18 protein-coding genes, 1 rRNA gene and 1 riboswitch are annotated in these 22295 nt (G+C 71.0%); of the genes, 10 read left to right on the top strand and 9 right to left on the bottom strand.

The genetic code is table 11. The features are described 5' to 3' along the window. Positions 1-162: 162 nt before the first annotated feature. The 4 genes from OG556_RS28570 to OG556_RS28555 all read right to left on the bottom strand — a co-directional run bounded on the left by OG556_RS28570 (position 163) and on the right by OG556_RS28555 (position 5357). Positions 163-1686, bottom strand: a 16S ribosomal RNA gene (locus tag OG556_RS28570). Between the two features lie 442 nt (positions 1687-2128). Further along, a complete protein-coding gene (locus OG556_RS28565) occupies positions 2129-3205 on the bottom strand; it encodes a low specificity L-threonine aldolase (RefSeq protein WP_350875705.1) in 1077 nt (358 codons plus the stop codon). Then, positions 3202-3960 carry an SDR family NAD(P)-dependent oxidoreductase gene (locus tag OG556_RS28560; protein ID WP_371521084.1) on the bottom strand — a complete coding sequence of 253 codons (759 nt, stop codon included), beginning with the start codon at positions 3958-3960 and terminating at the stop codon, positions 3202-3204. Before OG556_RS28560 ends, OG556_RS28565 begins: the two co-directional genes overlap by 4 nt. Next, positions 3957-5357 carry a DUF6421 family protein gene (locus OG556_RS28555; RefSeq protein ID WP_371521081.1) on the bottom strand — a complete coding sequence of 467 codons (1401 nt, stop codon included), beginning with the start codon at positions 5355-5357 and terminating at the stop codon, positions 3957-3959. Before OG556_RS28555 ends, OG556_RS28560 begins: the two co-directional genes overlap by 4 nt. A 556-nt stretch (positions 5358-5913) precedes the next feature. On the opposite strand from OG556_RS28555, the gene OG556_RS28550 reads away from it, so the two are divergent. From OG556_RS28550 to OG556_RS28530, 5 genes are all read left to right on the top strand, one after another. Continuing rightward, positions 5914-6807 carry an ABC transporter substrate-binding protein gene (locus tag OG556_RS28550; protein WP_371521079.1) on the top strand — a complete coding sequence of 298 codons (894 nt, stop codon included), beginning with the start codon at positions 5914-5916 and terminating at the stop codon, positions 6805-6807. 161 nt (positions 6808-6968) lie between these two features. After that, positions 6969-7790, top strand: a complete 822-nt coding sequence (locus OG556_RS28545) for an amino acid ABC transporter permease (protein WP_371522953.1) — start codon at positions 6969-6971, stop codon at positions 7788-7790. Next, the gene (locus tag OG556_RS28540; RefSeq protein WP_063350137.1) at positions 7787-8542 is read left to right on the top strand and encodes an amino acid ABC transporter ATP-binding protein; all 756 of its coding nucleotides are present in this window, start codon (positions 7787-7789) and stop codon (positions 8540-8542) included. Before OG556_RS28545 ends, OG556_RS28540 begins: the two co-directional genes overlap by 4 nt. Positions 8543-8647: 105 nt before the next feature. Then, complete coding sequence (locus OG556_RS28535; RefSeq protein ID WP_371521076.1) at positions 8648-9325, top strand: DUF5134 domain-containing protein; 678 nt, start codon at positions 8648-8650, stop codon at positions 9323-9325. Between the two features lie 140 nt (positions 9326-9465). Next, the gene (locus tag OG556_RS28530) at positions 9466-10413 is read left to right on the top strand and encodes a M56 family metallopeptidase (RefSeq protein ID WP_371521073.1); all 948 of its coding nucleotides are present in this window, start codon (positions 9466-9468) and stop codon (positions 10411-10413) included. An 87-nt stretch (positions 10414-10500) separates the two neighbouring features. Here the strand turns inward: OG556_RS28530 and OG556_RS28525 are convergent, their stop codons facing one another. Further along, complete coding sequence (locus tag OG556_RS28525) at positions 10501-10932, bottom strand: MarR family winged helix-turn-helix transcriptional regulator (protein ID WP_371521070.1); 432 nt, start codon at positions 10930-10932, stop codon at positions 10501-10503. Positions 10933-11019: 87 nt separating this feature from the next. Between OG556_RS28525 and OG556_RS28520 the strand changes: the two genes are divergently transcribed. Together OG556_RS28520 and OG556_RS28515 are read left to right on the top strand one after the other, a co-directional pair. Then, positions 11020-12534 (top strand): MFS transporter, encoded by a 1515-nt coding sequence (locus OG556_RS28520; RefSeq protein ID WP_371521067.1) that lies wholly within the window; start codon positions 11020-11022, stop codon positions 12532-12534. Positions 12535-12796: 262 nt separating this feature from the next. Next, the gene (locus OG556_RS28515; protein WP_371521065.1) at positions 12797-13375 is read left to right on the top strand and encodes a TetR/AcrR family transcriptional regulator; all 579 of its coding nucleotides are present in this window, start codon (positions 12797-12799) and stop codon (positions 13373-13375) included. Between the two features lie 71 nt (positions 13376-13446). Here the strand turns inward: OG556_RS28515 and OG556_RS28510 are convergent, their stop codons facing one another. Continuing rightward, complete coding sequence (locus tag OG556_RS28510; protein ID WP_063350131.1) at positions 13447-14313, bottom strand: helix-turn-helix transcriptional regulator; 867 nt, start codon at positions 14311-14313, stop codon at positions 13447-13449. Between the two features lie 418 nt (positions 14314-14731). Here OG556_RS28510 and OG556_RS28505 point away from each other — a divergent pair, with 418 nt between their 5' ends. Continuing rightward, positions 14732-15253, top strand: a complete 522-nt coding sequence (locus OG556_RS28505; RefSeq protein ID WP_371521062.1) for an ATP-binding protein — start codon at positions 14732-14734, stop codon at positions 15251-15253. Between the two features lie 379 nt (positions 15254-15632). Here OG556_RS28505 and OG556_RS28500 read toward each other — a convergent pair whose 3' ends face one another. Continuing rightward, the gene (locus tag OG556_RS28500) at positions 15633-15896 is read right to left on the bottom strand and encodes a DUF397 domain-containing protein (protein WP_371521059.1); all 264 of its coding nucleotides are present in this window, start codon (positions 15894-15896) and stop codon (positions 15633-15635) included. A 559-nt stretch (positions 15897-16455) separates the two neighbouring features. Between OG556_RS28500 and OG556_RS28495 the strand changes: the two genes are divergently transcribed. Continuing rightward, positions 16456-17433, top strand: a complete 978-nt coding sequence (locus tag OG556_RS28495) for a hypothetical protein (protein WP_371521056.1) — start codon at positions 16456-16458, stop codon at positions 17431-17433. Between the two features lie 434 nt (positions 17434-17867). Further along, positions 17868-18028, top strand: a riboswitch (cyclic di-AMP (ydaO/yuaA leader). 7 nt (positions 18029-18035) lie between these two features. After that, positions 18036-19385 (top strand): transglycosylase family protein, encoded by a 1350-nt coding sequence (locus OG556_RS28490; RefSeq protein WP_371521053.1) that lies wholly within the window; start codon positions 18036-18038, stop codon positions 19383-19385. 118 nt (positions 19386-19503) lie between these two features. Here OG556_RS28490 and OG556_RS28485 read toward each other — a convergent pair whose 3' ends face one another. Then, the gene (locus tag OG556_RS28485) at positions 19504-20523 is read right to left on the bottom strand and encodes a LacI family DNA-binding transcriptional regulator (RefSeq protein ID WP_371521051.1); all 1020 of its coding nucleotides are present in this window, start codon (positions 20521-20523) and stop codon (positions 19504-19506) included. Positions 20524-20548: 25 nt separating this feature from the next. Then, a complete protein-coding gene (locus tag OG556_RS28480) occupies positions 20549-22267 on the bottom strand; it encodes a glycoside hydrolase family 13 protein (protein WP_371521048.1) in 1719 nt (572 codons plus the stop codon). Between the last annotated feature and the right edge of the window lie 28 nt (positions 22268-22295).

Below are 22295 nucleotides of genomic sequence, written 5' to 3'. Positions count from 1 at the left end.
TCCCTCAGGACCCAACAACGTGCCCGACACACCCGATCAACAATCCGTCTTCCACGCCGAAGCAGTACTAACGGATGCCAACCCAGTGTGCCGAATAGTCAACGTTCCACCCATGAGCGACCGTGCAGAACATTCGCCTGCAACCGGCCATGTGCTCCTTAGAAAGGAGGTGATCCAGCCGCACCTTCCGGTACGGCTACCTTGTTACGACTTCGTCCCAATCGCTGGTCCCACCTTCGACGGCTCCTCCCCTTACGGGTTAGGCCACCGGCTTCGGGTGTTACCGACTTTCGTGACGTGACGGGCGGTGTGTACAAGGCCCGGGAACGTATTCACCGCAGCATGCTGATCTGCGATTACTAGCAACTCCAACTTCATGGGGTCGAGTTGCAGACCCCAATCCGAACTGAGGCCGGCTTTTTGGGATTCGCTCCGCCTCGCGGCATCGCAGCCCTTTGTACCGACCATTGTAGCACGTGTGCAGCCCAAGACATAAGGGGCATGATGATTTGACGTCGTCCCCACCTTCCTCCGAGTTGACCCCGGCAGTCTCCTGTGAGTCCCCATCACCCCGAAAGGCATGCTGGCAACACAGAATAAGGGTTGCGCTCGTTGCGGGACTTAACCCAACATCTCACGACACGAGCTGACGACAACCATGCACCACCTGTATACCGACCACAAGGGGGCGACCATCTCTGGCCGTTTCCGGCATATGTCAAGCCTTGGTAAGGTTCTTCGCGTTGCGTCGAATTAAGCCACATGCTCCGCTGCTTGTGCGGGCCCCCGTCAATTCCTTTGAGTTTTAGCCTTGCGGCCGTACTCCCCAGGCGGGGAACTTAATGCGTTAGCTGCGGCACCGACGACGTGGAATGTCGCCAACACCTAGTTCCCAACGTTTACGGCGTGGACTACCAGGGTATCTAATCCTGTTCGCTCCCCACGCTTTCGCTCCTCAGCGTCAGTAATGGCCCAGAGATCCGCCTTCGCCACCGGTGTTCCTCCTGATATCTGCGCATTTCACCGCTACACCAGGAATTCCGATCTCCCCTACCACACTCTAGCCTGCCCGTATCGAATGCAGACCCGGGGTTAAGCCCCGGGCTTTCACATCCGACGCGACAGGCCGCCTACGAGCTCTTTACGCCCAATAATTCCGGACAACGCTCGCACCCTACGTATTACCGCGGCTGCTGGCACGTAGTTAGCCGGTGCTTCTTCTGCAGGTACCGTCACTTGCGCTTCTTCCCTGCTGAAAGAGGTTTACAACCCGAAGGCCGTCATCCCTCACGCGGCGTCGCTGCATCAGGCTTTCGCCCATTGTGCAATATTCCCCACTGCTGCCTCCCGTAGGAGTCTGGGCCGTGTCTCAGTCCCAGTGTGGCCGGTCGCCCTCTCAGGCCGGCTACCCGTCGTCGCCTTGGTAGGCCATTACCCCACCAACAAGCTGATAGGCCGCGGGCTCATCCTGCACCGCCGGAGCTTTACACCAACCCCCATGCGGAGGAAGGTCATATCCGGTATTAGACCCCGTTTCCAGGGCTTGTCCCAGAGTGCAGGGCAGATTGCCCACGTGTTACTCACCCGTTCGCCACTGATCCACCCCGAAGGGCTTCACCGTTCGACTTGCATGTGTTAAGCACGCCGCCAGCGTTCGTCCTGAGCCAGGATCAAACTCTCCGTGAATGTCTACCCGCAGTGCCTAATGAAAAGCACTGGGTGGCACTCGCGTTGAGCGGCACGGCAACCACCGGAATAGGGCGGTCCCGCGCACTGCGTCCTCGCTAGTGTTTTACTTCAAAAGGAATCTCCAACCCCGATCAGACGATCGAGGCCGGGGATGTCAACATATCTGGCGTTGACTTTTGGCACGCTGTTGAGTTCTCAAGGAACGGACACTTCCTTCGGACCGCCTTCCAGCGGGCCCTCCGGGCGCTTCGTTCTTTCGTGTTTCAAGCTTATCAGATGTTTTCCGCTCCGTTTTCCGGAGTTTCATTCATCGGAATTCGCTTTCCACTTGCCCCCGCTCTCTCGCGGCGACTCCGGAACTGTACGGGGACAGGACCGCCACATGCAAATCGCCCCTGCCCGGGGTCCCGGGCAGGGGCGATCCGATGTTCAGGCGCCGTCAGACGCGGCCCATCTCCTCGGCGATGGCCGCCACGAAGCCGTCGATGTCGGCCTCCGTGGTGTCGTACGAGCACATCCAGCGCACCTCGCCGGTGTGCTCGTTCCAGAAGTAGAAGCGGTAGTGCTTCTGCAGCCGCTCGCTCACCTCGCGCGGGAGGATCGCGAACACCGCGTTCGCCTGGACCGGGCGCACGATCTCGACGCCGTCGATCCCGCGGACGGCCGCCTCCAGCCGGCTGGCCATCGCATTGGCGTGCCCGGCATTGCGCAGATAGAGGTCGCCGGAGAGCAGCGCCTCGAACTGGACGGAGAGGAAGCGCATCTTCGAGGCGAGCTGCATCGAGGTCTTGCGCAGGAACTTGATGTTCCGCACCCGCTCGGGGTTGAGCACCACCACGACCTCGCCGAACAGCAGGCCGTTCTTCGTACCGCCGAAGGACAGCACGTCGACGCCCACGTCCGTGGTGAAGGCGCGCAGCGGCAGGCCGAGTGCCGCGGCGGCGTTGGCCAGGCGGGAGCCGTCGACGTGGACGAGCATGCCGAGCTGGTGGGCGTGCTCGGTGATCGCGCGGATCTCGTCGGCGGTGTAGAGGGTGCCGAGCTCGGTGCTCTGGGTGATGGAGACCGCGAGCGGCTGCGCGCGGTGCTCGTCGCCGAAGCCCCAGGCCTGCTGGTCGAGCAGCTCGGGGGTGAGCTTGCCGTCCGGGGTGGGGACGGTGAGCAGCTTGATGCCGCCCATCTTCTCCGGGGCGCCGCCCTCGTCCACGTTGATGTGGGCGGATTCGGCGGCGACCACGGCGCCCCAGCGCGGGAGCAGCGCCTGGAGGGCGACCACGTTGGCGCCGGTGCCGTTGAAGACGGGGTAGGCCTCGGCCTTGTCGCCGAAGTGGCGGCGGAAGACGTCCTGGAGGTGGGCCGTGTAGTCGTCCTCGCCGTAGGCGATCTGGTGGCCGCCGTTGGCGAGGGCTATCGCGGCGAGGATCTCCGGGTGCACGCCGGCGTAGTTGTCGCTGGCGAAGCCGCGGACGGCGGGGTCGTGCCGCCGTACCGCGTCCGTACGGGTGAGGTCGGTCATCGGGCTGTCAGCCACAGGTGCTGTCCGTTCAGTTCTGCTGCGGGGCGGTCCCAGAGGCCCGCCAGGTGTCCGGCGAGGTCGGCGGTGTCCGTGAAGCCGGCGAACTTCGCCTCCGGCTTCTCGGCCCGCATTTCGGGGCTGACCAGCGCCTTGATGACCAGGATGGCAGCCGCCGCGGTGGGCTCGCCGTCGGGGGCGGTGGTCTCCTTCTTGAAGGAGTCCGCCATGGAGAGGGTCCAGGCCTCGGTGGCGGCCTTGGCGGCCGCGTAGGCGGCGCCGCCGGCGGTGGGCTTGTGGGCGGCGGCGGCGGAGATCATCGCGTAGCGGCCGGCGGTGCTGCGGACCAGGGCGGGCTGGAAGGCCAGCGAGGTGTGCTGGAGGGTCCGCACGACGGTGTCGTGCAGGAAGTCCCAGTCGTCCAGGCGGGTGTCGAAGAAGGTCTTGCTGCCGCGCCAGCCGCCGACCAGGTGGAACAGGCCGTCGACGTGGCCGTGCTCGGCCTCCAGGTGGTCGGCCCAGTCGTGGACCTCCTGCGGGTCGAGCAGGTCGATCACCTGTCCGCTGACCTTGGCCCCGCGCACGGCGATGCGGGTGGCGTCCAGCGCGGATTCGAGGCGCTGGGCGTCGATGTCGGCACCGATCACGGTGGCGCCGTCGGCGGTGAGGCGGCGCAGCACCGCCTGGCCGGCCGGGCCGCTGGCTCCGGCGACGGCGATGACCTTGCCGGTCAGCGGGGACTTGGTGGTCGTGGTCACGCGGCGGCTCCCTGGATACCGGTGCCGGTGATGCCGGCGGTGGCGGCGATGACGCCGCCGAGCTTCTTGGACAGGGCCTCGTAGAACATGCTCAGCGGGAACTCGTCCGGGAGCACCGCGTCGCACAGCGCCTTGTTGAGGGCCTTGCCGTCGGTGATGTCGAGCGGCAGCGCCTCGGGGCCCTTCGCCCAGGTGGAGGCGGGGTGCGGGGTGAGGTAGCGGGAGACCAGCTGGTAGGCGGCGATCCAGTGGGCCGGCTTGGGCCGGTCGATGCCGTCGCGGTAGAGGGTCTCGATCTCGGCGCAGAGCTCGTTGGTGACCTGCGGGGCCCGGTCCCAGTCGATGCTGAGGCGGTTGTCGCGCCAGCGCAGCGCGTCGTGCTTGTGCAGGTAGGCGAAGAGCAGCTGGCCGCCCATGCCGTCGTAGTTGCGGACGCGGTCGCCGCTGACCGGGAAGCGGAACAGGCGGTCGAAGAGGATCGCGTACTGGACGTCGCGGGCGTGCTCGTTGCCCTCGGCCTCCAGCTTCACCGCCTCCTTGAAGGTGGTGAGGTCGCAGCGGAGCTCCTCCAGGCCGTACATCCAGAACGGGCTGCGCTGCTTGATCATGAAGGGGTCGAACGGCAGGTCGCCGTGGCTGTGGGTGCGGTCGTGGACGAGGTCCCACAGGACGAAGGTCTCCTGCGCGCGGTCCTGGTCCTTGAGCAGGCCCTCGGCGTCGGCCGGGATCTCCAGGCCGAGCTGCTGGACGGCGCTGGTGGTGACGGCGCGGAAGCGGGCGGCCTCGCGGTCGCAGAAGATGCCGCCCCAGGTGAAACGTTCCGGCGCCTTGCGCACGGCGACCGTCTCGGGGAAGAGGACGGCGGAGTTGGTGTCGTAGCCGGCCGTGAAGTCGGTGAAGGTGATCGGCACGAACATCGGGTTGTCGAAGCGGGTCCGCTCCAGCTCGGCCAGCCAATCGGGCCACACGACGCTCAGCAGGACGGCTTCCAGGTTGCGGTTCGGGTTGCCGTTCTGCGTGTACATCGGGAAGACGACGAGGTGCTCCAGGCCGTCCTCGCGCTGGTCGGCGGGGTGGAAGGCGAGCAGCGAGTCCAGGAAGTCGGGCTCCCGGTAGCCGGTGTCGGCCCACTTGGCCAGGTCCGCGTCGACGGCGGCCAGGTAGGCGGCGTCGTGCGGGAACAGCGGGGCGAGCTCCTCGACGGCGCCGCGGACGGTGGCCACCAGCGGGTCGACGGTGTGCCGCTGGACGGCGGACAGATCGATCGAGCCGTCCTTGGACTGCAGCGGGCGCAGCGTCTCGACGGCCTCCTTCAGGCGCAGCCAGGCCGGGTGGCCGGCGAGGGTCGAGACCGGGGCGTCGGCCGCCGCAGCGAGCCTTGGCGAAAGATTCTGCATCGGGGACTCACTTCGACAGGAGTTATTTCAACGGAGACACCATAAGTACGAAAGGTTCTCCTGTTCAAGGGGGTCGCAACCGACAAAGCTCCGGCGTGGCTCCGCCGAGGCCCGCGCGGGGCCCCGGGGCGCGGGCCCGCCGACCGGGCGTCCGCCATGTGGACAGGGTTCTGGATGTTCTGGACAGACGCGCTGTCGGAGTGCGAACCTCCCGCCATGCTCCCGGCGGTGATCACGGTGACCGAGTGCCACATCGGCCTGTTCCGGGCGCCCTCTTGTTGTCACGCCTGCTGTCGCGTGCGCGGCCTCTGCCGCCGCTGTCGCTGATCCGGCTCGGAGGGCGCCGCGGACGCGGGCCCGTACGCCGACCATGCCGTGTGTGTTCCGGCGCCGCCACCGGGGGGAAGTGACCCGCCGGGCCCGCGGCCGGCCCCGGCCCGCCCCGTCGCTCTCCGGCCAACCCTGTCGCTCTCCGGCCCGCCCCGTCGCCTTCCCTGCCCAGCCCGGCCCTTCGCATCTCCTGCCCCGCCCGGCCCTTCCTCACTGGAGCCCTGCCATGACCATCCGCAAGCCGTCCGCCGCTCTGCCCCTCGCCGCGCTGCTCGCCGCGGCCGCCGCACTGACCGCGTGCGCGCCGCAGGACGCCAAGTCCGACGGGGCCGCCGCCTCGGGCTCCTCGGGTGCGGCCGGTGCCGCCGCGAGCTGCGCGCCGGGAGCGCTGGCGACCCGGACGGCGGGGACGCTGACCGTCGGCACCGACAAGCCCGCGTACGACCCGTGGTTCACCGAGGACAAGCCGGAGAACGGCAAGGGGTTCGAGTCCGCCGTGGCCTTCGCGGTGGCGGAGAAGCTGGGCTACCCCAAGGAGAAGGTCAGCTGGGTGGTCGCGCCGTTCGGCAAGGCCACCTCGCCAGGGGCCAAGGACTTCGACTTCGACGTCAACCAGGTGTCCATCAGCGACGAGCGCAAGCAGGCCGTCGACTTCTCCTCGGGCTACTACGACGTGCGCCAGGCCGTCATCGCGCTGAAGAACTCCAAGGCGGCGGGCGCGAAGAGCATCGCCGACCTGAAGGGCGCCAAGCTGGGCGCGCAGGTCGGCACCACCAGCCTCGACACCATCACCAACACGATCAAGCCGAGCGTCCAGCCGGCCGTGTTCGACTCCAACGACCTCGCGAAGGCCGCGCTGAAGAACGGCCAGATCGAGGCGCTCGTGGTGGACCTCCCGACGGCCTTCTACATCACCGGCGCCGAGGTGCCGGAGGCGCAGGTGGTCGGCCAGTTCGCGGGGGCCACGCAGGGCGAACAGTTCGGCCTGGTGCTGGACAAGGGCTCGAAGCTGACCGGCTGCGTGTCGCACGCGGTGGACGCGCTGCGCGCCGACGGCACGCTCGCGAAGCTGGAGAAGCAGTGGCTCTCCGACGCCGTCTCGGCACCGGTGCTCAAGTGAGCGGCGACGCGGTGGCGGCCGGTCCGGCGTCGGTCGCCAAGGGCCGAGACGGGAAGGGCCGAGACGGGAAGGGCCTCGAAGGAGATGGTCGCGACGGGGAGGATCGCGACGGCGGCGGGGGCAAGGGGGGCGACGACGGCTACCGCCCGTCCGAACGGCGGCTGGCGCACGAGGCCTACCGGCGCGGCCGGGCCCGCCGGTCGGCGCTGATCGCCGCCGGGTCGACCCTGGCGACGGCGGTCGCGCTCTACCTGCTGGTCGTCAACTCCCCCGGCTGGGAGGTGACTCGGAAGACCTTCTTCAACGCCGACTACGCCCGCCAGGCGCTGCCCGAGGTGCTGAAGGGGCTGCGGCTCAACCTGGAGCTGATGCTCGGCTGCGGCGCGCTGATCCTGGTGTTCGGCCTGCTGCTCGCGGTGCTGCGGACGCTGCGCGGGCCGGTGTTCCTGCCGGTGCGGCTGCTGGCCACCGCGTACGTGGACTTCTTCCTCGGGCTGCCGATGATCATCTGCCTGCTGGTGATGATCACCGGGGTGCCGGCGCTGCGGCTCGGCGGGGTGACCACCGATCCGCTGGTGCTCGGCGGGGCGGCGCTGGTGCTGACGTACTCCGCCTACGTGTCGGAGGTGTTCCGCTCCGGCATCGAGTCGGTGCACCCCAGCCAGCGGGCCGCGGCCCGGTCGCTCGGGCTCACCAACGCGCAGGCGATGCGGTACGTGGTGCTCCCGCAGGCCGTGCGGCGGGTGGTGCCGCCGCTGCTGAACAACCTGGTCAGCCTGCAGAAGGACACCGGGCTGGTCTCGATCGGCGGGGCGATCGACGCGGTGTACGCGGCCAAGATCATCGCGTCCCGGTCGTTCAACTTCACGCCGTACCTGGTGGCGGGGCTGGTGTTCATCGTGCTGACCATTCCGCTGACGCGGTTCGCCGACTGGCTGACCGCGCGGACGAACCGTCGGCAGTTCCAGGGAGGTGCGGTGTGAGCGGGGACGTGCTCCGGCTGGAGTCCGTGCGCAAGACCTTCGGCGGCCAGGTGGTGCTGCGCGACGTGGGGTTCGCCGTGCCCGAGCACTCGGTGACGGCACTGATCGGGGCGTCCGGCTCCGGCAAGTCCACGCTGATGCGGTGCGTCAACCTGCTGGAGGGGATCGACGACGGGGCGGTCTTCCTGGACGGGGAGGAGATCACCGACCCGCGCGCGGACCAGGACGCCGTCCGCCGCCGGATCGGCGTGGTGTTCCAGTCCTACAACCTGTTCCCGCACCTGACCGTGCTGGAGAACATCACGCTCGCCCCGCGCCGGGTGCACGGACGGGGGCGGGCCGAGGCGGAGGCGGAGGCGCTGGGTCTGCTCGACCGGCTCGGGCTGGCGGCCAAGGCGAAGGAGTACCCGGACCGGCTCTCCGGAGGGCAGCAGCAGCGCGTCGCCATCGTGCGGGCGCTGGCCACCGGGCCCCGACTACTGCTGCTCGACGAGATCACCGCGGCGCTCGACCCGGTCCTGGTCGGGGAGGTGCTCTCGGTGGTGCGCGACCTCAAGGAGCAGGGCATGACGATGGTCCTGTCCACCCACGAGATGGGGTTCGCGCGCGAGGTGGCCGACCAGGTCTGCTTCCTGGACGACGGGGTGGTGCTCGAACAGGGGCCGCCGGAGCAGGTGTTCGGCGATCCGCGGGAGGAGCGGACGCGACGGTTCCTCAGCCGGGTCGTCGCCTCGGGGCGGCTCGCGGGCTGAGCACCGGCCGGGGCGGCGGAGCGTGTGTCCGGTGGCCGCACACCGGGCGGCACCACTGTGCGCCCCGGTGCGCGCCCTGCCCGCGCCCCGGCCACAGCGGTGATCGTGGACTGGACGACCGTCCAGACCGCGGTCGGCGGGCGACGGATGTGGCGGGCCGCCGCCCCCGCCGCACCACCGCCGGCCGCCCGCCCCCGCCGCCCCGGGAGGCCGCCGTTGCACGGACCCTCGCTGATCAGCTGGCTGCTCGCGCTCCTCACCGCCACCGCCGGCGCCTACTGCCTCACCCGGCTGCGCCGCTCCCCCTGCGCCGCCGACACCACTCACCACTTCGGCGCCCGCCGCCTGCTCGCCCGGGAGTCCGACGCCGCCGAGGCCCTGATGGGGCTCGGCATGGCCGCCATGGCCGTGACCGGCGGCGCCGTCCCGGCCACCGTCTGGGCCTGGGTGTTCGGCCTCCCCGCCGCCGCCTTCCTGCTCGCCGCCGTACGCGCCCCGGCCCGCCGGGCACACCGGCTGCACCACGCGATCGGCGCGCTCGCCATGACGTACATGGCGCTCGCGATGACCGCCGCCCCCGGCCATCACCACCACGCCGCCGACGCGGGCACGCCGCTGCTGACCGGCTCCCTCCTGCTCTACTTCGGCGCCTACTCCCTGTGGGCCGGCACCCGGCTCCTGCACACCCCCTCCGGGACCGTGGCACTCGGCACCGCCGGGCTGCCCCGGGCCTGCCGGCTCACCATGGGCATCGGCATGTTCGCCATGCTCCTGACCATGTGAGCCCGGACCGGTCCAAGACCCCATCCCTGACGTGTCGTTGGTCACTGGCCGGTCGAAAGCCGTTCCTCCGGGCGTCATCAGCGCATAGGTTGGCAGGGAGCGCGTTGTCGCGTTCCGTGCGTACTCGGGGAGCCCATGCGATGACTGCCCTGATCGGCCTGCTGCTGCTCGGACTGCTGCTCTCGACCGTCGCGCCCCGGCTGCTGGCCCGGGCCCGCTGGGCGGAGCGCGAACCGGTGCTGGCGCTGCTGGCATGGCAGTGCCTCGTGGTGGCCGTGCTGCTGTGCTGCGTCCTGGGCCTGCTGCTGGCCGCCTCCGCCGCGCTGCCCGAACTGCGCGCCCTGGTGTTCTCGGGCGCCCCGCACGGCGTCGAGGCCGCGTACGGCCTCCAGGACGCCGAGGGCTGGGGCCGGCTGTGCGCCGCGGTGCTGGCGGCGGGCGGCCTGCAGACGGTGCTGGCGCTCACCCGCGAAGTCCGTTCCGCGAAGGCGATCCGCGACCACCGGCATGCTCAACTGACCGTCCGTGCTCCGGAGTTGCCCGAGGCCATCGCGGCCTCCCGCAGTCGCCGGGAGCGGCTGGTGGTGCTGGAGAACGTCCGCCCGGAGGCGTGGTCGCTGCCCGGCCCGGACTCCCGCCTGGTGGTCACCACCGGCGCCCTCCAGCAGCTGACCGCACGGGAGTTGGCCGCCGTCCTGAGCCACGAGCGCGGGCACGTCCGGGCCCGGCACCACTGGCTCCAGCAGTGCGCCCAGGCGCTCGCCTCCGGTTTCCCCGGGGTCGGCGTGTTCAGCGCCTTCCGGGCCCAGGTGGAGGAGCTGGTGGAGCTGGCGGCCGACGACCGGGCGGCGCGCCGGCACGGCCGGCACACCACCGCCCTCGCGCTGGCCGAACTCAACCTGGACCGCGGGGTGTTCGGCTCCTGCCCGCCCGGTCTGGCGCAGTCCCCGCGGCGGGTGGACCGACTGCTCGCGGGCCGTCCGCGACTGTCCGTGCCGCACCGGCTGCGGCTCACCGTCGTCGCCCTCGCCGCACCTGCCGCGGCCGTCCTGCTGGCCGTCGCCCCAGGGCTGACCTCGCTCCTCTGAGAAGGCCCCCCAAGAAGGCCCCGCCCCTCCGAGAAGCCCCCCGGAAAGGTCCACCCCAGCCACCGACCCGCCGAGTTGACGCCAGGGTCAGCTTGCCGGCGGCTCGCCCAGCGGCCCGAGCGGAGCGCCGAGGGTCAGTTCGAGCACCTCGCGATGGAGCGGCCTGGCCTGCTCGTACCGCTCCCGACCGGCCCCGGTCAGGGTGATCACGATGGCCCGCCGGTCGCTCTCGCACATCGCCCGGGTGACCAGTCCGCCCTTCTCCAGGCGGGCGATCACCCGGGACAGCGCGCTCTGGCTGAGGTGGACGGTGTGGGCGAGCTCCTGCGCCCGCAGCGCATGACCGCCGCCCTGGCACCCCTCCACCAGGCGCTCCAGCACCTCGAACTCGCTCACGCCCAAGCCGCACTTGTCACCCAGCTCGCGATCGAGCATGCAGGCCGTGGCGGCATGCCGGGCCAGCAGGTCGCGCCATTGCGCGACGAGACCGGCCTCCGCCGGGGAGTCGAGATCAGCCACGGTGCCACCCTAGCATGTGCGCCGTAAAATTATGTGTTCACATCTTATTCATTTGCATTGAATGCACACGCATGTACTGTCCTCCCCATGACCACCGCGACCGCCACGTCACCCGACGCCCCGTCAACCAGCGGGCTGAGCTGGACACCCCGCCTCTGGGGCACCCTGATCGTGCTCTGCGCCGCCATGTTCCTGGACGCCCTGGACGTCTCCATGGTCGGCGTCGCCCTCCCGTCCATCGGCTCCGAGCTGCACCTCTCCACCTCCGCCCTGCAATGGGTGGTCTCCGGCTACGTGCTCGGCTACGGCGGCCTGCTGCTGCTCGGCGGCCGCGCCGCCGACCTGCTCGGCCGCCGCCGGGTCTTCCTGGTCGCCCTGGGCGTCTTCGCCGCCGCCTCGCTGCTCGGTGGCCTGGTCGACGACGGCGGGCTGCTGATCGCCGCCCGCTTCCTCAAGGGCGTCAGCGCCGCCTTCACCGCCCCCGCCGGCCTGTCGATCATCACCACGACCTTCGCCCAGGGCCCCGCCCGCAACCGGGCGCTGTCGATCTACACCACCTGCGGCGCCAGCGGCTTCTCGCTCGGCCTGGTGCTCAGCGGGCTGCTCACCTCGGTCGGCTGGCGCTGGACGTTCCTGATGCCGGTTCCGGTCGCACTGCTCGCCCTGCTCTTCGCGGTCCGGCTGCTCCCCCGCCCCGCCGAGGAGCGCGCCAAGGGCGGCTACGACGTGCTGGGCGCGATCACCGGCACCGCGGCCGTGCTGCTGCTGGTGTTCACCGTCACCGAGGCGCAGGGCGTCGGCTGGCTGAGCCTGCGCACCGTCGGCTCGCTGGTCGTGGTCGCCGCACTGGCCGGCGCCTTCCTGCTGGTGGAGAGCCGCACCGCCCACCCGCTGGTCCGGCTCGGCATCTTCCGCAACGGCTCGGTCGCCCGGGCCAACGTGATCGCCTTCGCCATGGCCGGCGCGTACGGCGGGTTCCAGTTCGTCGTCACCCTCTACCTGCAGCACCTGCTGGGCTGGTCGGCGCTGCAGATGGCCCTCGGGCTGCTGCCGGCCGGCGCGTTCATCGCGCTCTCGGCACCGTTCATGGGCCCGATCGTGGACCGCTTCGGCACCGGCCGGCTGCTGCCGATCGGCCTGCTGGCCCTGGTCGGCGCGTTCGCGCTGTTCCTGCGGCTGGACGAGCACAGCTCGTACCTGGGTCTGGTCCTGCCCTCGATGCTGCTGCTCGGCGTGGGCTTCGCGCTGGCCTTCCCCTCGGTGAACATCGCCGCCACCGACGGCGTGGGCGACGAGGAGCAGGGCCTGGCCTCCGGCCTGGTCAACACCGCGATCCAGGTCGGCACCGCGGTGGTCCTGGCCGGCGCGACCGCGATGATCGCCGCCGGCGGTGCCGGCGGCGACAGCCCGCAGGCGCAGTTGGACGGCTACCGGCCGGCCCTGGTGTTCGTCACGGCGGTCGCACTGCTCGGCCTGCTGATCGCCGCGGCGGGCGCCCTGGTCGACCGGCGGCGGAAGTCGGCTCCCGCGCCGGTGCCGGACTACGATTACCCCCCGGTCGGGTCGAGCACGGCGCGGACCGAAGTCCTGACCAACCGCTGACCGTAGACCGCCGCCCGGGGCAGGCCCCCGGCCCCCGCCGTCGGACCAATGGCGCCGGCTCCACCAAACCCCCGTTTTGGTGGAGCCGGCCGTCTTCGTACCGGGCGCCCGGGCGGCGCCCACCGGCGCGCGGTCCCACGGTGCGACTACCGGCTCCGCCAGTATATTGGCCCGGAGCCAACGAACGTTCGGAGCAGACACGATGGCACCTCGCGGGGATTCGGTCAATGAGGAGATGCGGCAACGCTCCCGTCGGCGCATCATGCGAGCCACCGTCGAACTGGTCGACCGGCACGGATACGCGGGCACCACGCTGACCGACATCGCCGAGCGGGCCGGGCTCGCCCGCGGGCTGCTCTCCTACTACTTCGACGGGAAACGGCTGCTGATGCAGTCGGCGACGCACCGGATGATGCACCAGTCGCTCTCCGGCGCGCTCGCCGAGCTGACCCCGGACGCCACGCCGGCGGCCCGGCTGGCCCGCGCGATCGACGCGGTCCTCACCCTCGCCCTGGAGCATCCGCGGGTGATGCGCTCGCACCTCGCGCTGATCCTGGACCCGGACTCCGGCACCTTCGTCCAGGACCCGGAACAGCAGCAGCTCGGCGCGATCCTCCAGGGCCTGCTGCTCGACTGGGGCGCGCCGGACCCGGCCGCGGAGCACGCGGTGCTGCGCAGCGCGCTGATGGGCGGCTGCATCGGGGTGCTGCTGCCGGGCGCCGAACTCCCGCTGGCACTGATCCGGGCCGACCTGTTCCGCCGCTACGACCTGCCCTGGGAGCTGGGCACCCCGCCGCAGGCACTGCCGCCGGAACGCGAACGGCCGCCGGCCCGCGGCTGACGGCGGGTGGACGGCGGCTCGGTGTCCGGGCGAGCGATCACCGGACCCGTACGCTCTGCGGGGAGTCCCCCTCAGCGCTCCTTGAGGATCGAGGCCAGCAGGTCCACGGTCCGCTCGGGCGTGAGGCTGTCCACGCAGAGCCGCTCCATGACCTGGATGTACGCGTCGACGTCGTCCCGCTTGTCGAGGTACAGCGCGCTGGTGAGCTGCTCCAGGTAGACGACGTCCGCGAGGTCCTGTTCAGGGAAGCGCAGGATCGTGAACGCCCCGGACTCCCCCGCGTGCGCGCCGAATCGGAACGGCATCACCTGGATCACGACGTTGGCCTGCTCGGCGACATCGATCAGGTACTGCACCTGGCCGCGCATCACCTTGGGCCCGCCGACGGGGCGGCGCAGCGCGGCCTCGTCGATCACGGCCCACAGCCGCGGGCTGGCGCCCTCGGTCAGCAGCTTCTGGCGACGCAGGCGGAGGCTGACCCGCCGCTCGATCTCCTCCTCGCTGACGACCGGCCGACTCTGGCCGAAAACCGCCCGTGCGTACTCCTCGGACTGCAGCAGTCCGGGGATGAACTGCACCTCGTAGGTGCGGATCAGCTGGGCGGCCTCCTCCAGGCCGACGTAGGTCTGGAACCAGCCCGGCAGCACGTCGTTGAAGCTGTGCCACCAGCCGGACTTGTTGGCCTCGCGGACCAGCCCGAGCAGTGCCTCCCGCTCCAGGCCGTCGTCCACGCCGTAGAGGCTGAGCAGGTCGGCGACGTCGCGCTCCTTGAAGCTGACGCGGCCGAGTTCCATGCGGCTGATCTTGGACTCCGAGGCCCTGATCGCGTAGCCGGCGTCCTCGCGCGTGATGCCGCGCGTCTCACGCAGGCGACGCAGCTGAGAACCGAGGAGGATCCGGCGGACCATCGAGCCGCCGCCCGGCTGAACTGTGGTCATGCGGTCGAAACCTCCACCTAGGGCAAACAGCGCACAGTCTGCCATCAGTTGAGCGCTCACGGTGCCGATACTGACGGATGTTCCTATCAGTTCCACACTCCACACACCAGGATGCACGTGCATCCGGCGCTTGCATATGCCAATAGTGCGACTGCACGTGAATCGACTCTTGCATCTGCAGTGAGCGCACACCACCATGGTGCACGTGCACCTGCACATCCCTGGCATTCCCGCGGGCTCCGCGTCGACCCCACGCGCGACTCCGTGCACCGACCCGGCAGCGTTCCCCCGCGCCACCGGGGGATCGTGTGCGCGCGCGCTGGTCGAGGGGGCGGCCGAGCGGCCGAGCGAGTCGGAGGTGACCGGCATGACCCCGGCGGGTCCAGCCGTGTCCGCCCCCTTATGGGAGGAGCTCTTCATGAGCACCGGTACGGCTTTGGCGGTTGACCCCCATGTGGTCACCTGTACGCTCGCTCCTCGCTTCGAAGCCGTCAGAACCGCGCGCGACTTCGCCAGAACCTCCCTTCAGCGCTGGGGCCTGATGGAGCTGTTCGACGACGTCGCGCTGGTGGCCTCGGAGCTGGTGACCAACGCACTGCGGCATGCGATCGGCGCACGGCCCGACCCCGCGGGCGGCGTCCAGGGCGAGTACGACTTTCCCATACAGCCGACCCCCGAGGGCCGGCTGCCGATCCGAATAAGCCTGGTCCACCGCTCTCCCCAGGTGGTCTGCGCGGTGAGCGACCCGAGCTGCACCGGCCCGGTCGCCCGGGAGGCCGACTTCGTCGCCGAGTCCGGCCGCGGACTGCACCTGGTGGAGTCCTTCAGCCGCTCCTGGGGTTGGCACCCGCTGGGCAGCGGCAAGGTGGTCTGGGCCCTGTTCGAGGCGGAGCCGGCCACCGGTTCCGAACTCGGTGGACGGCACCGGCGCTCGGCCTAGCGCCAGGCGGCGCGCGGCCGGCCGAGGGAGGCCCCGGGAGGACCGCACCCCGGGCTCCGCGGGGCGGGTCGACGGGCCTGGCACAGGTGTGCCACGGGCTCCGGCTCAGCCCTCAGGACGATTCCCACGACGATTCCCGGGCCCGCCCCCCGGACGAGCCGGCCGAACTGACGGCCGGACACCCCGGCGGCCCGGCGCACGTCCACGTCCGAGCCCCCAGCCGTGCGCGGGACCACCCGCCGCACCTGCGCGCGGTCGACCGCGAGAACGCCCATCGCGAGAGCGCCCGTCGTGCGGCCCCGGACCTGTACCGGAAAAGACAAAGGCCGTCGCGGTGTCAGCACCCACGACGGCCCCCCGATGGCAGGACGGCGGCCGGTCAGACCGTCAGGTGGTCGAACTCCCCGTCCTTGGCCCCCAGCAGCAGGGCGGCGATCTCGGCCCGGGTGTAGATGAGCGCCGGACCTTCCGGGAAGCGCGAGTTGCGCATCGCCACATCGCCCCCCGGCAGGGCCGCGAACTCGACGCAGTTCCCCTGGGAGTTGCTGTGCAGGCTCTTCTGCCAGACAACCCCCTTGAGGTTGGCGGCCGCCATCCCGTTGTAGGTGTCGTACGAGCCGTACGTGTCCTGCGAGTCGTGCATAGAAATCTCCCGAAGAGCTCCGGAGTGGTCGTCCAGCGCGGCGCTCCCGGCACCCGCCGAACGAACGGACCGGCCCCGTACCGGCCCGGCACAACGCCTCACTTGACGCGATGATAGCTGCTGTGCACGTGCATCAGCACGGGACATTGCAGGTGCACGAGGCCTTTCACCGGCAGTTCTGAACTCTTCACGGTCCCTTCTCCTGACGGTACGTAAACGGACATAGCCGAGTGAATCGTCAGATTCTCGATAACCGGCCGTGAGCGGTTCCCCGCTGAATGTTGATCTTCAGGCGCCCGGAGTCGCGCCTTCGTGACCCTCCGTCAGGCGACCTCCTGGCTGTGAGACATCTCACGCGCCACAGAAGCAACTCGACGCCCCGTCGGACACGTCAGGGCAACCAGCGGTGATCGCTCGAGGGCTGGGTGAGATATGTCCGGATTGCGGGCAAACCGCCCGGCCGGACACGACGGGAGCGCGGCGCACCCGCCATGACCACGTGAAACCCGAACGGCAGCCGAATGCAGGCCTGACGGGCCGATGTCCTACGATCTCCGGCATGAGCACCGCAGCCATCCCGGGCGCGCCACTGCCCGTCCGCACTCCAGGCTCCCGTGCGCGGGGGCGCCACCGTCGCCCCGAGCGCCCCGAGATCCCGGCCGGATCCCCGGCCCTGGTGCTCGCCGTGCCCGCGACCGCCGGGCCCGAGTCCCGCTCGGTCGTCGAGGAGCTGCTGTCGATCGTCCGCAGCGAGCAGAACGGCATCCAGACCGCCGTCGGCTACCTCCCGGGCGAAGCCGCCCAGGGCGCCGACAGCGACGACCGCACCGTCGCCGAACTGCTGGCCATGGCCGCCGAGGCCGGCCTGCCCGCGCCGGTCCTGGTGCCGCTGGTACCCGGCCCGCACGGATTCCTGACCGAACTCCACGCCCTCGCCGCCGAGTACGGAGCCCCCGTCACCGACGTGCTCGGCCCGCACCCGCTCCTCGCCGAGGCCGTGCACGTGCGCCTGTCCGAGGCCGGCCTGGCGCGTGCCGACCGGGCCCGGCTGTTCGCCATCGCGACCGCCGCGGACGGCGTCGTGCTGACCACCGTCGGCGGCGAGGAGGCCGCTGCCGCGGCCGGCATCACCGGTGTCCTGCTGGCGGCCCGACTGGCCGTCCCGGTCGTGCCCGCCGCGCTCGACGTACCGGGCTCGGTCGCCGCGGCCGTCAACCACCTCAAGGAGACCGGCTCCCAGCGCCCGGCGCTGGCCCCGCTGGTGATCGGGCCGGAGGCCGACTCCGAGCTGCTCGCCACGGCCGCCGAGGAGACCGGCTGCCCGTCCGCGGCCCCGCTGGGCGCCTACCCGACGGTCGGCCAGCTGATCGCCTCCACCTACCTGGCCGCGCTGCCCGCGCCCTCCCCCGAGGCCCTGGCGCAGGCCGAGGCCGAGGCGGCGGAGGCCGCCGAGGGCGCCCACGCCGACCACTCCGGCCGGGGCGGTCACGCCGCTCACGCCGCTCACACCGCCGCCGAGGAGTCGGCCGGCCAGTAGCAGCGGTCACCGCACGTGGGAAGGGCCCGGAACGGCTACGTTCCGGGCCCTTCCCGCTTGTCCCGTAAGGCAGTTAAGGGGCGAATAGGCGTGATGCCCGTTCTGTCCATATTTGTTCTCCATCGCACGACGCGTCCCCCGACGCCCGCAGTGTGGACACGCCACCTTCCCGGCGGGCGGGCCCCCGGGCGACCCGACCCACCGTCACCCACTCCCTGAAGCACAGACAGTTGCGCGCGCCCTTCGCCGTGTTGCCGGAAATCGATCATTTCCGATCATGAAAAGCGAGGGGAACGACCGTTCTCCCCAAACCGTGATGCGCGTCACAGGTGTTTGCAGTTTGAACTTAAGTCTGCTTAACGTGCTCCCCGTTCGTGGCCACACGAACCCAGTTCATCCGCGACGCCGAGTCCTGCCGTCGGATGTCCTGGCAGCGCGAAAACGCACCACGGCAGGAGCGGGGGACCCACAGGTAAGTCGCCCCGGACCGTTCCCCGGAACGATCCAGGGCTAGGGGTGAAGCCGCGCCCACAGCGCGGCCGGGCAACTCCAGCCCGAATCCGACAGCTCACCTCGCAGGCGTGGGAGAGGACTGCGTCTTCATGCTGCCCACCAACGGCACCCGTCCGTCCAGTCGTACCCGACGCGTGATCGCCGCCGTCGGCGTCGCGGGCGTCGGCCTCACCATCCCCTGCCTCACCTCCGGCACCGCCTCCGCCGCCTCCGTCGCCACCTGGGACAAGGTCGCCCAGTGCGAGAGCACCGGCAACTGGAGCATCAACACCGGCAACGGCTTCTACGGCGGCCTGCAGTTCACCTCCAGCACCTGGGCCGCCTTCGGTGGCACCGCGTACGCCCCCCAGGCCAACCAGGCCACCAAGGACCAGCAGATCGCCGTCGCCGAGAAGGTGCTCGCCTCGCAGGGCCCCGGCGCCTGGCCGGTGTGCTCGGTCCAGGCCGGCCTGACCAAGGGCGGCGCCGCAGCCGCCGTCGACACCTCGGCCGGCTCGACCACCGGCTCGGCTGCCGGTTCGACCGCCACCAAGCCCGCCGCGAAGCCGGCCACCCCGGCCGCCAAGCCCGCGCAGACCCAGGCCCCGGCCGCGAAGCCCGCCAAGCCGGCCGCACCGGCCCAGGACCAGGCGCAGGCCCCCGCCGACTCCACCGACGGCACCTCGGCGCAGAAGGGCCAGAACCAGGCCCAGAACAGCGCCCAGCCCCAGGCCGACGACTACACCGTCGCCTCCGGCGACTGGCTGTCCTCGATCGCCGACAAGCACAACCTCCAGGGCGGCTGGCAGCGGCTGTACGAGCTCAACCGCGGCACCCTGACCGAGGGTCCGGACAGCATCTACCCGGGCCAGCGCCTCTCGTTCAAGGACGGCGGCCAGGCCCAGCAGTCCGGCTCGGACTTCACCTGGTTCGACCGCTCGCAGAAGTCCGGCCAGACCTCCAACGGCGGCGCCGCGAACACCAAGCCGGCCGCCCAGCCCCAGGCCCCGGCTCAGACCCCGGCCACCAAGCCGGCTTCCAAGCCGGCCGCCCAGGCCCAGACCCCGGCCCAGACCCCGGCGCCGGCCCCGGCCGCCACCGGCAGCATGGCCGCCGCGGTCTCCTTCGCCAAGTCGAAGGTCGGCCAGGCGTACGTCTACGGCGGCACCGGCAACGGCGGTTGGGACTGCTCCGGCCTGACCCAGGCCGCGCTGCGCGCCGCGGGCGTCTCCGTCCCGCGCGTCGCCGCCGACCAGGCCGCCGCCAGCACCCGCGTCTCGCTGGACAGCCTCCAGGCGGGCGACCTGCTGTTCTGGTCCAACAACGGCCAGAACTCCGGCGTCTACCACGTCGCGATCTACATCGGCGGCGGCCAGTACGTCGAGGCCGCCAACCCGAGCTCGGGCGTGCGCCTGCAGACCGTCTCCAACTGGGCGCCGGACTTCGCCGGCCGGGTCTGAGCACGACCGGCGGGTGACAGGATCCGCCCCCGGACCACGAGGGCTGACCCGACACCCGGACAGCACGCAACGGGCCCCGGAGAGCAATTGCTCTCCGGGGCCCGTCCGTTGGCCGTTCTCAGCGCGCGCAGGCCCCCGTGGACCCGCGCATGACCAGCTCCGGCTGGAACATGAACTCCCCGCGCTGGGCCGCGTTTCCGCCGACCTCCTCCAGCAGCGCGTCCACCGCCGCGGTCGCCATCGCCTCGACCGGCTGGCGGATCGTGGTCAACGGCGGCTCGGTGAAGGCGATCAGCGGCGAGTCGTCGAAGCCGACCACCGAGACGTCGTGCGGCACCGACAGCCCACGCTGCCGCACCGCCCGGATCGCCCCGAGCGCCATCATGTCGCTGCCGCAGACGATCGCCGTGCAGCCCTTGTCCAGCAGCGCGCCGGCCGCCGCGTGCCCGCCCTCCACGCTGAACAGCGTGTGGTGGACGAGCTCCTCGGCCTCCTCCTGGCTCCGCCCCAGCACCTCGCGCATCGCCGCCGTGAAGCCCTCGATCTTGCGCAGCACCGGCACGTACCGCCGCTGTCCGACCGCCAGCCCGATCCGCTCGTGCCCGAGTTCGGCCAGGTGCTGGACGGCCATCCACATCGCGGCCCGGTCGTCCGGCGAGATGAACGGCGCGTCGATCCGCTCGCTGTAGCCGTTGATCAGCACGAACGGCACCCCTCGCCCGGTCAGCCGGGCGTAGCGGTCGTGGTCGGCGGTGGAGTCGGCGTGCAGCCCGGAGACGAAGACGATGCCCGCCACGCCCCGGTCGACCAGCATCTCGACCAGTTCGTCCTCGGTGGACCCGCCCGGCGTCTGGGTGCACAGCACCGGGGTGTACCCGTGCCGGCTGAGCACCTGCTCGATCACCTGGGCCAGTGCGGGGAAGATCGGGTTGCTCAGCTCCGGCGTGATCAGCCCGATCAGGCCGGCGCTGCGCTGGCGCAGACGGGTCGGCCGCTCGTAGCCGAGCACGTCGAGCGCCGCCAGCACGGTCTGCCGGGTGGCGGCGGAGACGTTCGCCTTGCCGTTGAGTACGCGGGAGACGGTGGCTTCGCTGACCCCCGCCTGCGCCGCGATGTCTGAGAGTCGCGCCGTAGTCACGGTCCCAGAGCCTATTGCAACCACGTCAGACCGCCCACCAGCCGGTGCTGTCCGGCGCGAGCACGGTCTCGCCGCCGTCGACCACCAGCTCCACCGAGGAGAGCAGCAGCTTTCCGGGCGCCGCTATCCGGACCGGCTCGTCCGTGGCGTTGACGGTGCAGACGAAGGAGCCGCGGCGGAACGTCAGGGTCCCCTCGGGGCCCTCCAGCCACTCCACGGCCGTCCCGGCGCCGAGGTCGTCCTGGGACCGGCGGACGGCGAGCGCGCTGCGGTACAGCTCCAGGGTGGACGCCGGGTCGCCGGTCTGCGCCTCGACGCTCAGCGCGGCCCACTCGGCCGGCTGCGGCAGCCAGGACGGCCCGCCGGCGACCGGGCCGAAGCCGTACGGGGCCTCGGTGCCGGACCACGGGATCGGGACGCGGCAGCCGTCGCGGTAGCCGTCCTGCCCGGCCTTGCGGAAGAACGACGGGTCCTGGCGGACCTCGTCCGGCAGGTCGGTGACGTCCGGCAGGCCGAGTTCCTCGCCCTGGTAGATGTACGCGGAGCCGGGCAGCGCGAGCATCAGCAGGGTGGCGGCGCGGGCGCGGCGCAGGCCGAGCTCACGGTCGCCGGGGGTGCGGATCTGGGTGCCGAGGCCGGGCGGGTTGGCGAAGCGGGTGGCGTGCCGGGTGACGTCGTGGTTGGACAGCACCCAGGTGGTGGGGGCGTCGACCGGGCGCATCGAGTCGAGCGAGACGTCGATCACCTCGCGCAGCGCGGCGGCGTCCCAACCGGTGCCCAGGTACTGGAAGTTGAAGGCCTGGTGCAGCTCGTCGGGGCGCACGTAGTTGGCGGTGCGCTGGACGGTCGGGGTCCAGGCCTCGGCGACGCCGATCCGCTGGCCCGGGTACTCGTCGAGGATCTTGCGCCAGCTGCGGTAGATCTCGTGCACGCCGTCCTGGTCGAAGAACGGCATGACGTCGTTGCCGAGCAGCTTGAGCTGGTCCGAGCCGCCGAGGTCGGGCAGGCCGGGGGCCTTCACCAGGCCGTGGGCGACGTCGATGCGGAAGCCGTCGACACCCATGTCGAGCCAGAACCGCAGGATCGAGCGGAACTCGTCGGCGACGGCCCGGTTCTCCCAGTTGAAGTCGGGCTGCTCGGGGGCGAACAGGTGCAGGTACCAGTCGCCGGGGGTGCCGTCCGGGTTCTCGCTGCGGGTCCAGGCCGGGCCGCCGAAGATGGACTCCCAGTCGTTGGGCGGCAGTTCGCCGTTCTCGCCCTTGCCGGGGCGGAAGTGGTACCGCTCGCGCAGCGGGGACCCGGGGCCCTCGCGCAGGGCGCGCTGGAACCACTCGTGCTGGTCCGAGGAGTGGTTGGGGACGAGGTCGACGATGATCCGCAGCCCCAGCTCGTGGGCGTCCCGGATGAGCGCGTCGGCGTCCAGCAGGCTGCCGAACATCGGGTCCACGGCGCGGTAGTCGGCGACGTCGTAGCCCGCGTCCGCCTGCGGCGAGGCGTAGAACGGCGAGAGCCAGACCGCGTCCACGCCGAGGTCGCGCAGGTACGGCAGGCGGCTGCGGATGCCGGGCAGGTCACCCATGCCGTCGCCGTTGGAGTCGGCGAAGCTGCGCGGGTACACCTGGTAGATGACCGCGTCCCGCCACCAGCCTCTGGACGCGCCGCCAGTCGCAGGAGCCGGGGTGACCGCCTCGTGGGCGGCGGCGTCGGCGGCAGGCCGGGAGGTGTCGGCCAGGTTCTGGGTCATGGACGGTATCCCTTGGGGACTAGAGGAG

Origin of the sequence: Kitasatospora sp. NBC_01300 (assembly GCF_041435235.1) — a bacterium.
Lineage (GTDB): Bacteria > Actinomycetota > Actinomycetes > Streptomycetales > Streptomycetaceae > Kitasatospora.
Note: the sequence above shows the minus strand (reverse complement) of the source record. Positions and strands in the feature narration are given on the sequence as shown.

What these genes read in the sequence shown, in the direction of transcription:
- OG556_RS28565 (WP_350875705.1), bottom strand. Translation starts at nt 3,205, where the DNA reads ATGACCGACCTCACCCGTACGGACGCGGTACGGCGGCACGACCCCGCC.
- OG556_RS28555 (WP_371521081.1), bottom strand. Translation starts at nt 5,357, where the DNA reads ATGCAGAATCTTTCGCCAAGGCTCGCTGCGGCGGCCGACGCCCCGGTC.
- OG556_RS28550 (WP_371521079.1), top strand. Translation starts at nt 5,914, where the DNA reads ATGACCATCCGCAAGCCGTCCGCCGCTCTGCCCCTCGCCGCGCTGCTC.
- OG556_RS28530 (WP_371521073.1), top strand. Translation starts at nt 9,466, where the DNA reads ATGACTGCCCTGATCGGCCTGCTGCTGCTCGGACTGCTGCTCTCGACC.
- OG556_RS28520 (WP_371521067.1), top strand. Translation starts at nt 11,020, where the DNA reads ATGACCACCGCGACCGCCACGTCACCCGACGCCCCGTCAACCAGCGGG.
- OG556_RS28515 (WP_371521065.1), top strand. Translation starts at nt 12,797, where the DNA reads ATGCGAGCCACCGTCGAACTGGTCGACCGGCACGGATACGCGGGCACC.
- OG556_RS28510 (WP_063350131.1), bottom strand. Translation starts at nt 14,313, where the DNA reads ATGACCACAGTTCAGCCGGGCGGCGGCTCGATGGTCCGCCGGATCCTC.
- OG556_RS28505 (WP_371521062.1), top strand. Translation starts at nt 14,732, where the DNA reads ATGAGCACCGGTACGGCTTTGGCGGTTGACCCCCATGTGGTCACCTGT.
- OG556_RS28500 (WP_371521059.1), bottom strand. Translation starts at nt 15,896, where the DNA reads ATGCACGACTCGCAGGACACGTACGGCTCGTACGACACCTACAACGGG.
- OG556_RS28495 (WP_371521056.1), top strand. Translation starts at nt 16,456, where the DNA reads ATGAGCACCGCAGCCATCCCGGGCGCGCCACTGCCCGTCCGCACTCCA.
- OG556_RS28490 (WP_371521053.1), top strand. Translation starts at nt 18,036, where the DNA reads ATGCTGCCCACCAACGGCACCCGTCCGTCCAGTCGTACCCGACGCGTG.
- OG556_RS28480 (WP_371521048.1), bottom strand. Translation starts at nt 22,267, where the DNA reads ATGACCCAGAACCTGGCCGACACCTCCCGGCCTGCCGCCGACGCCGCC.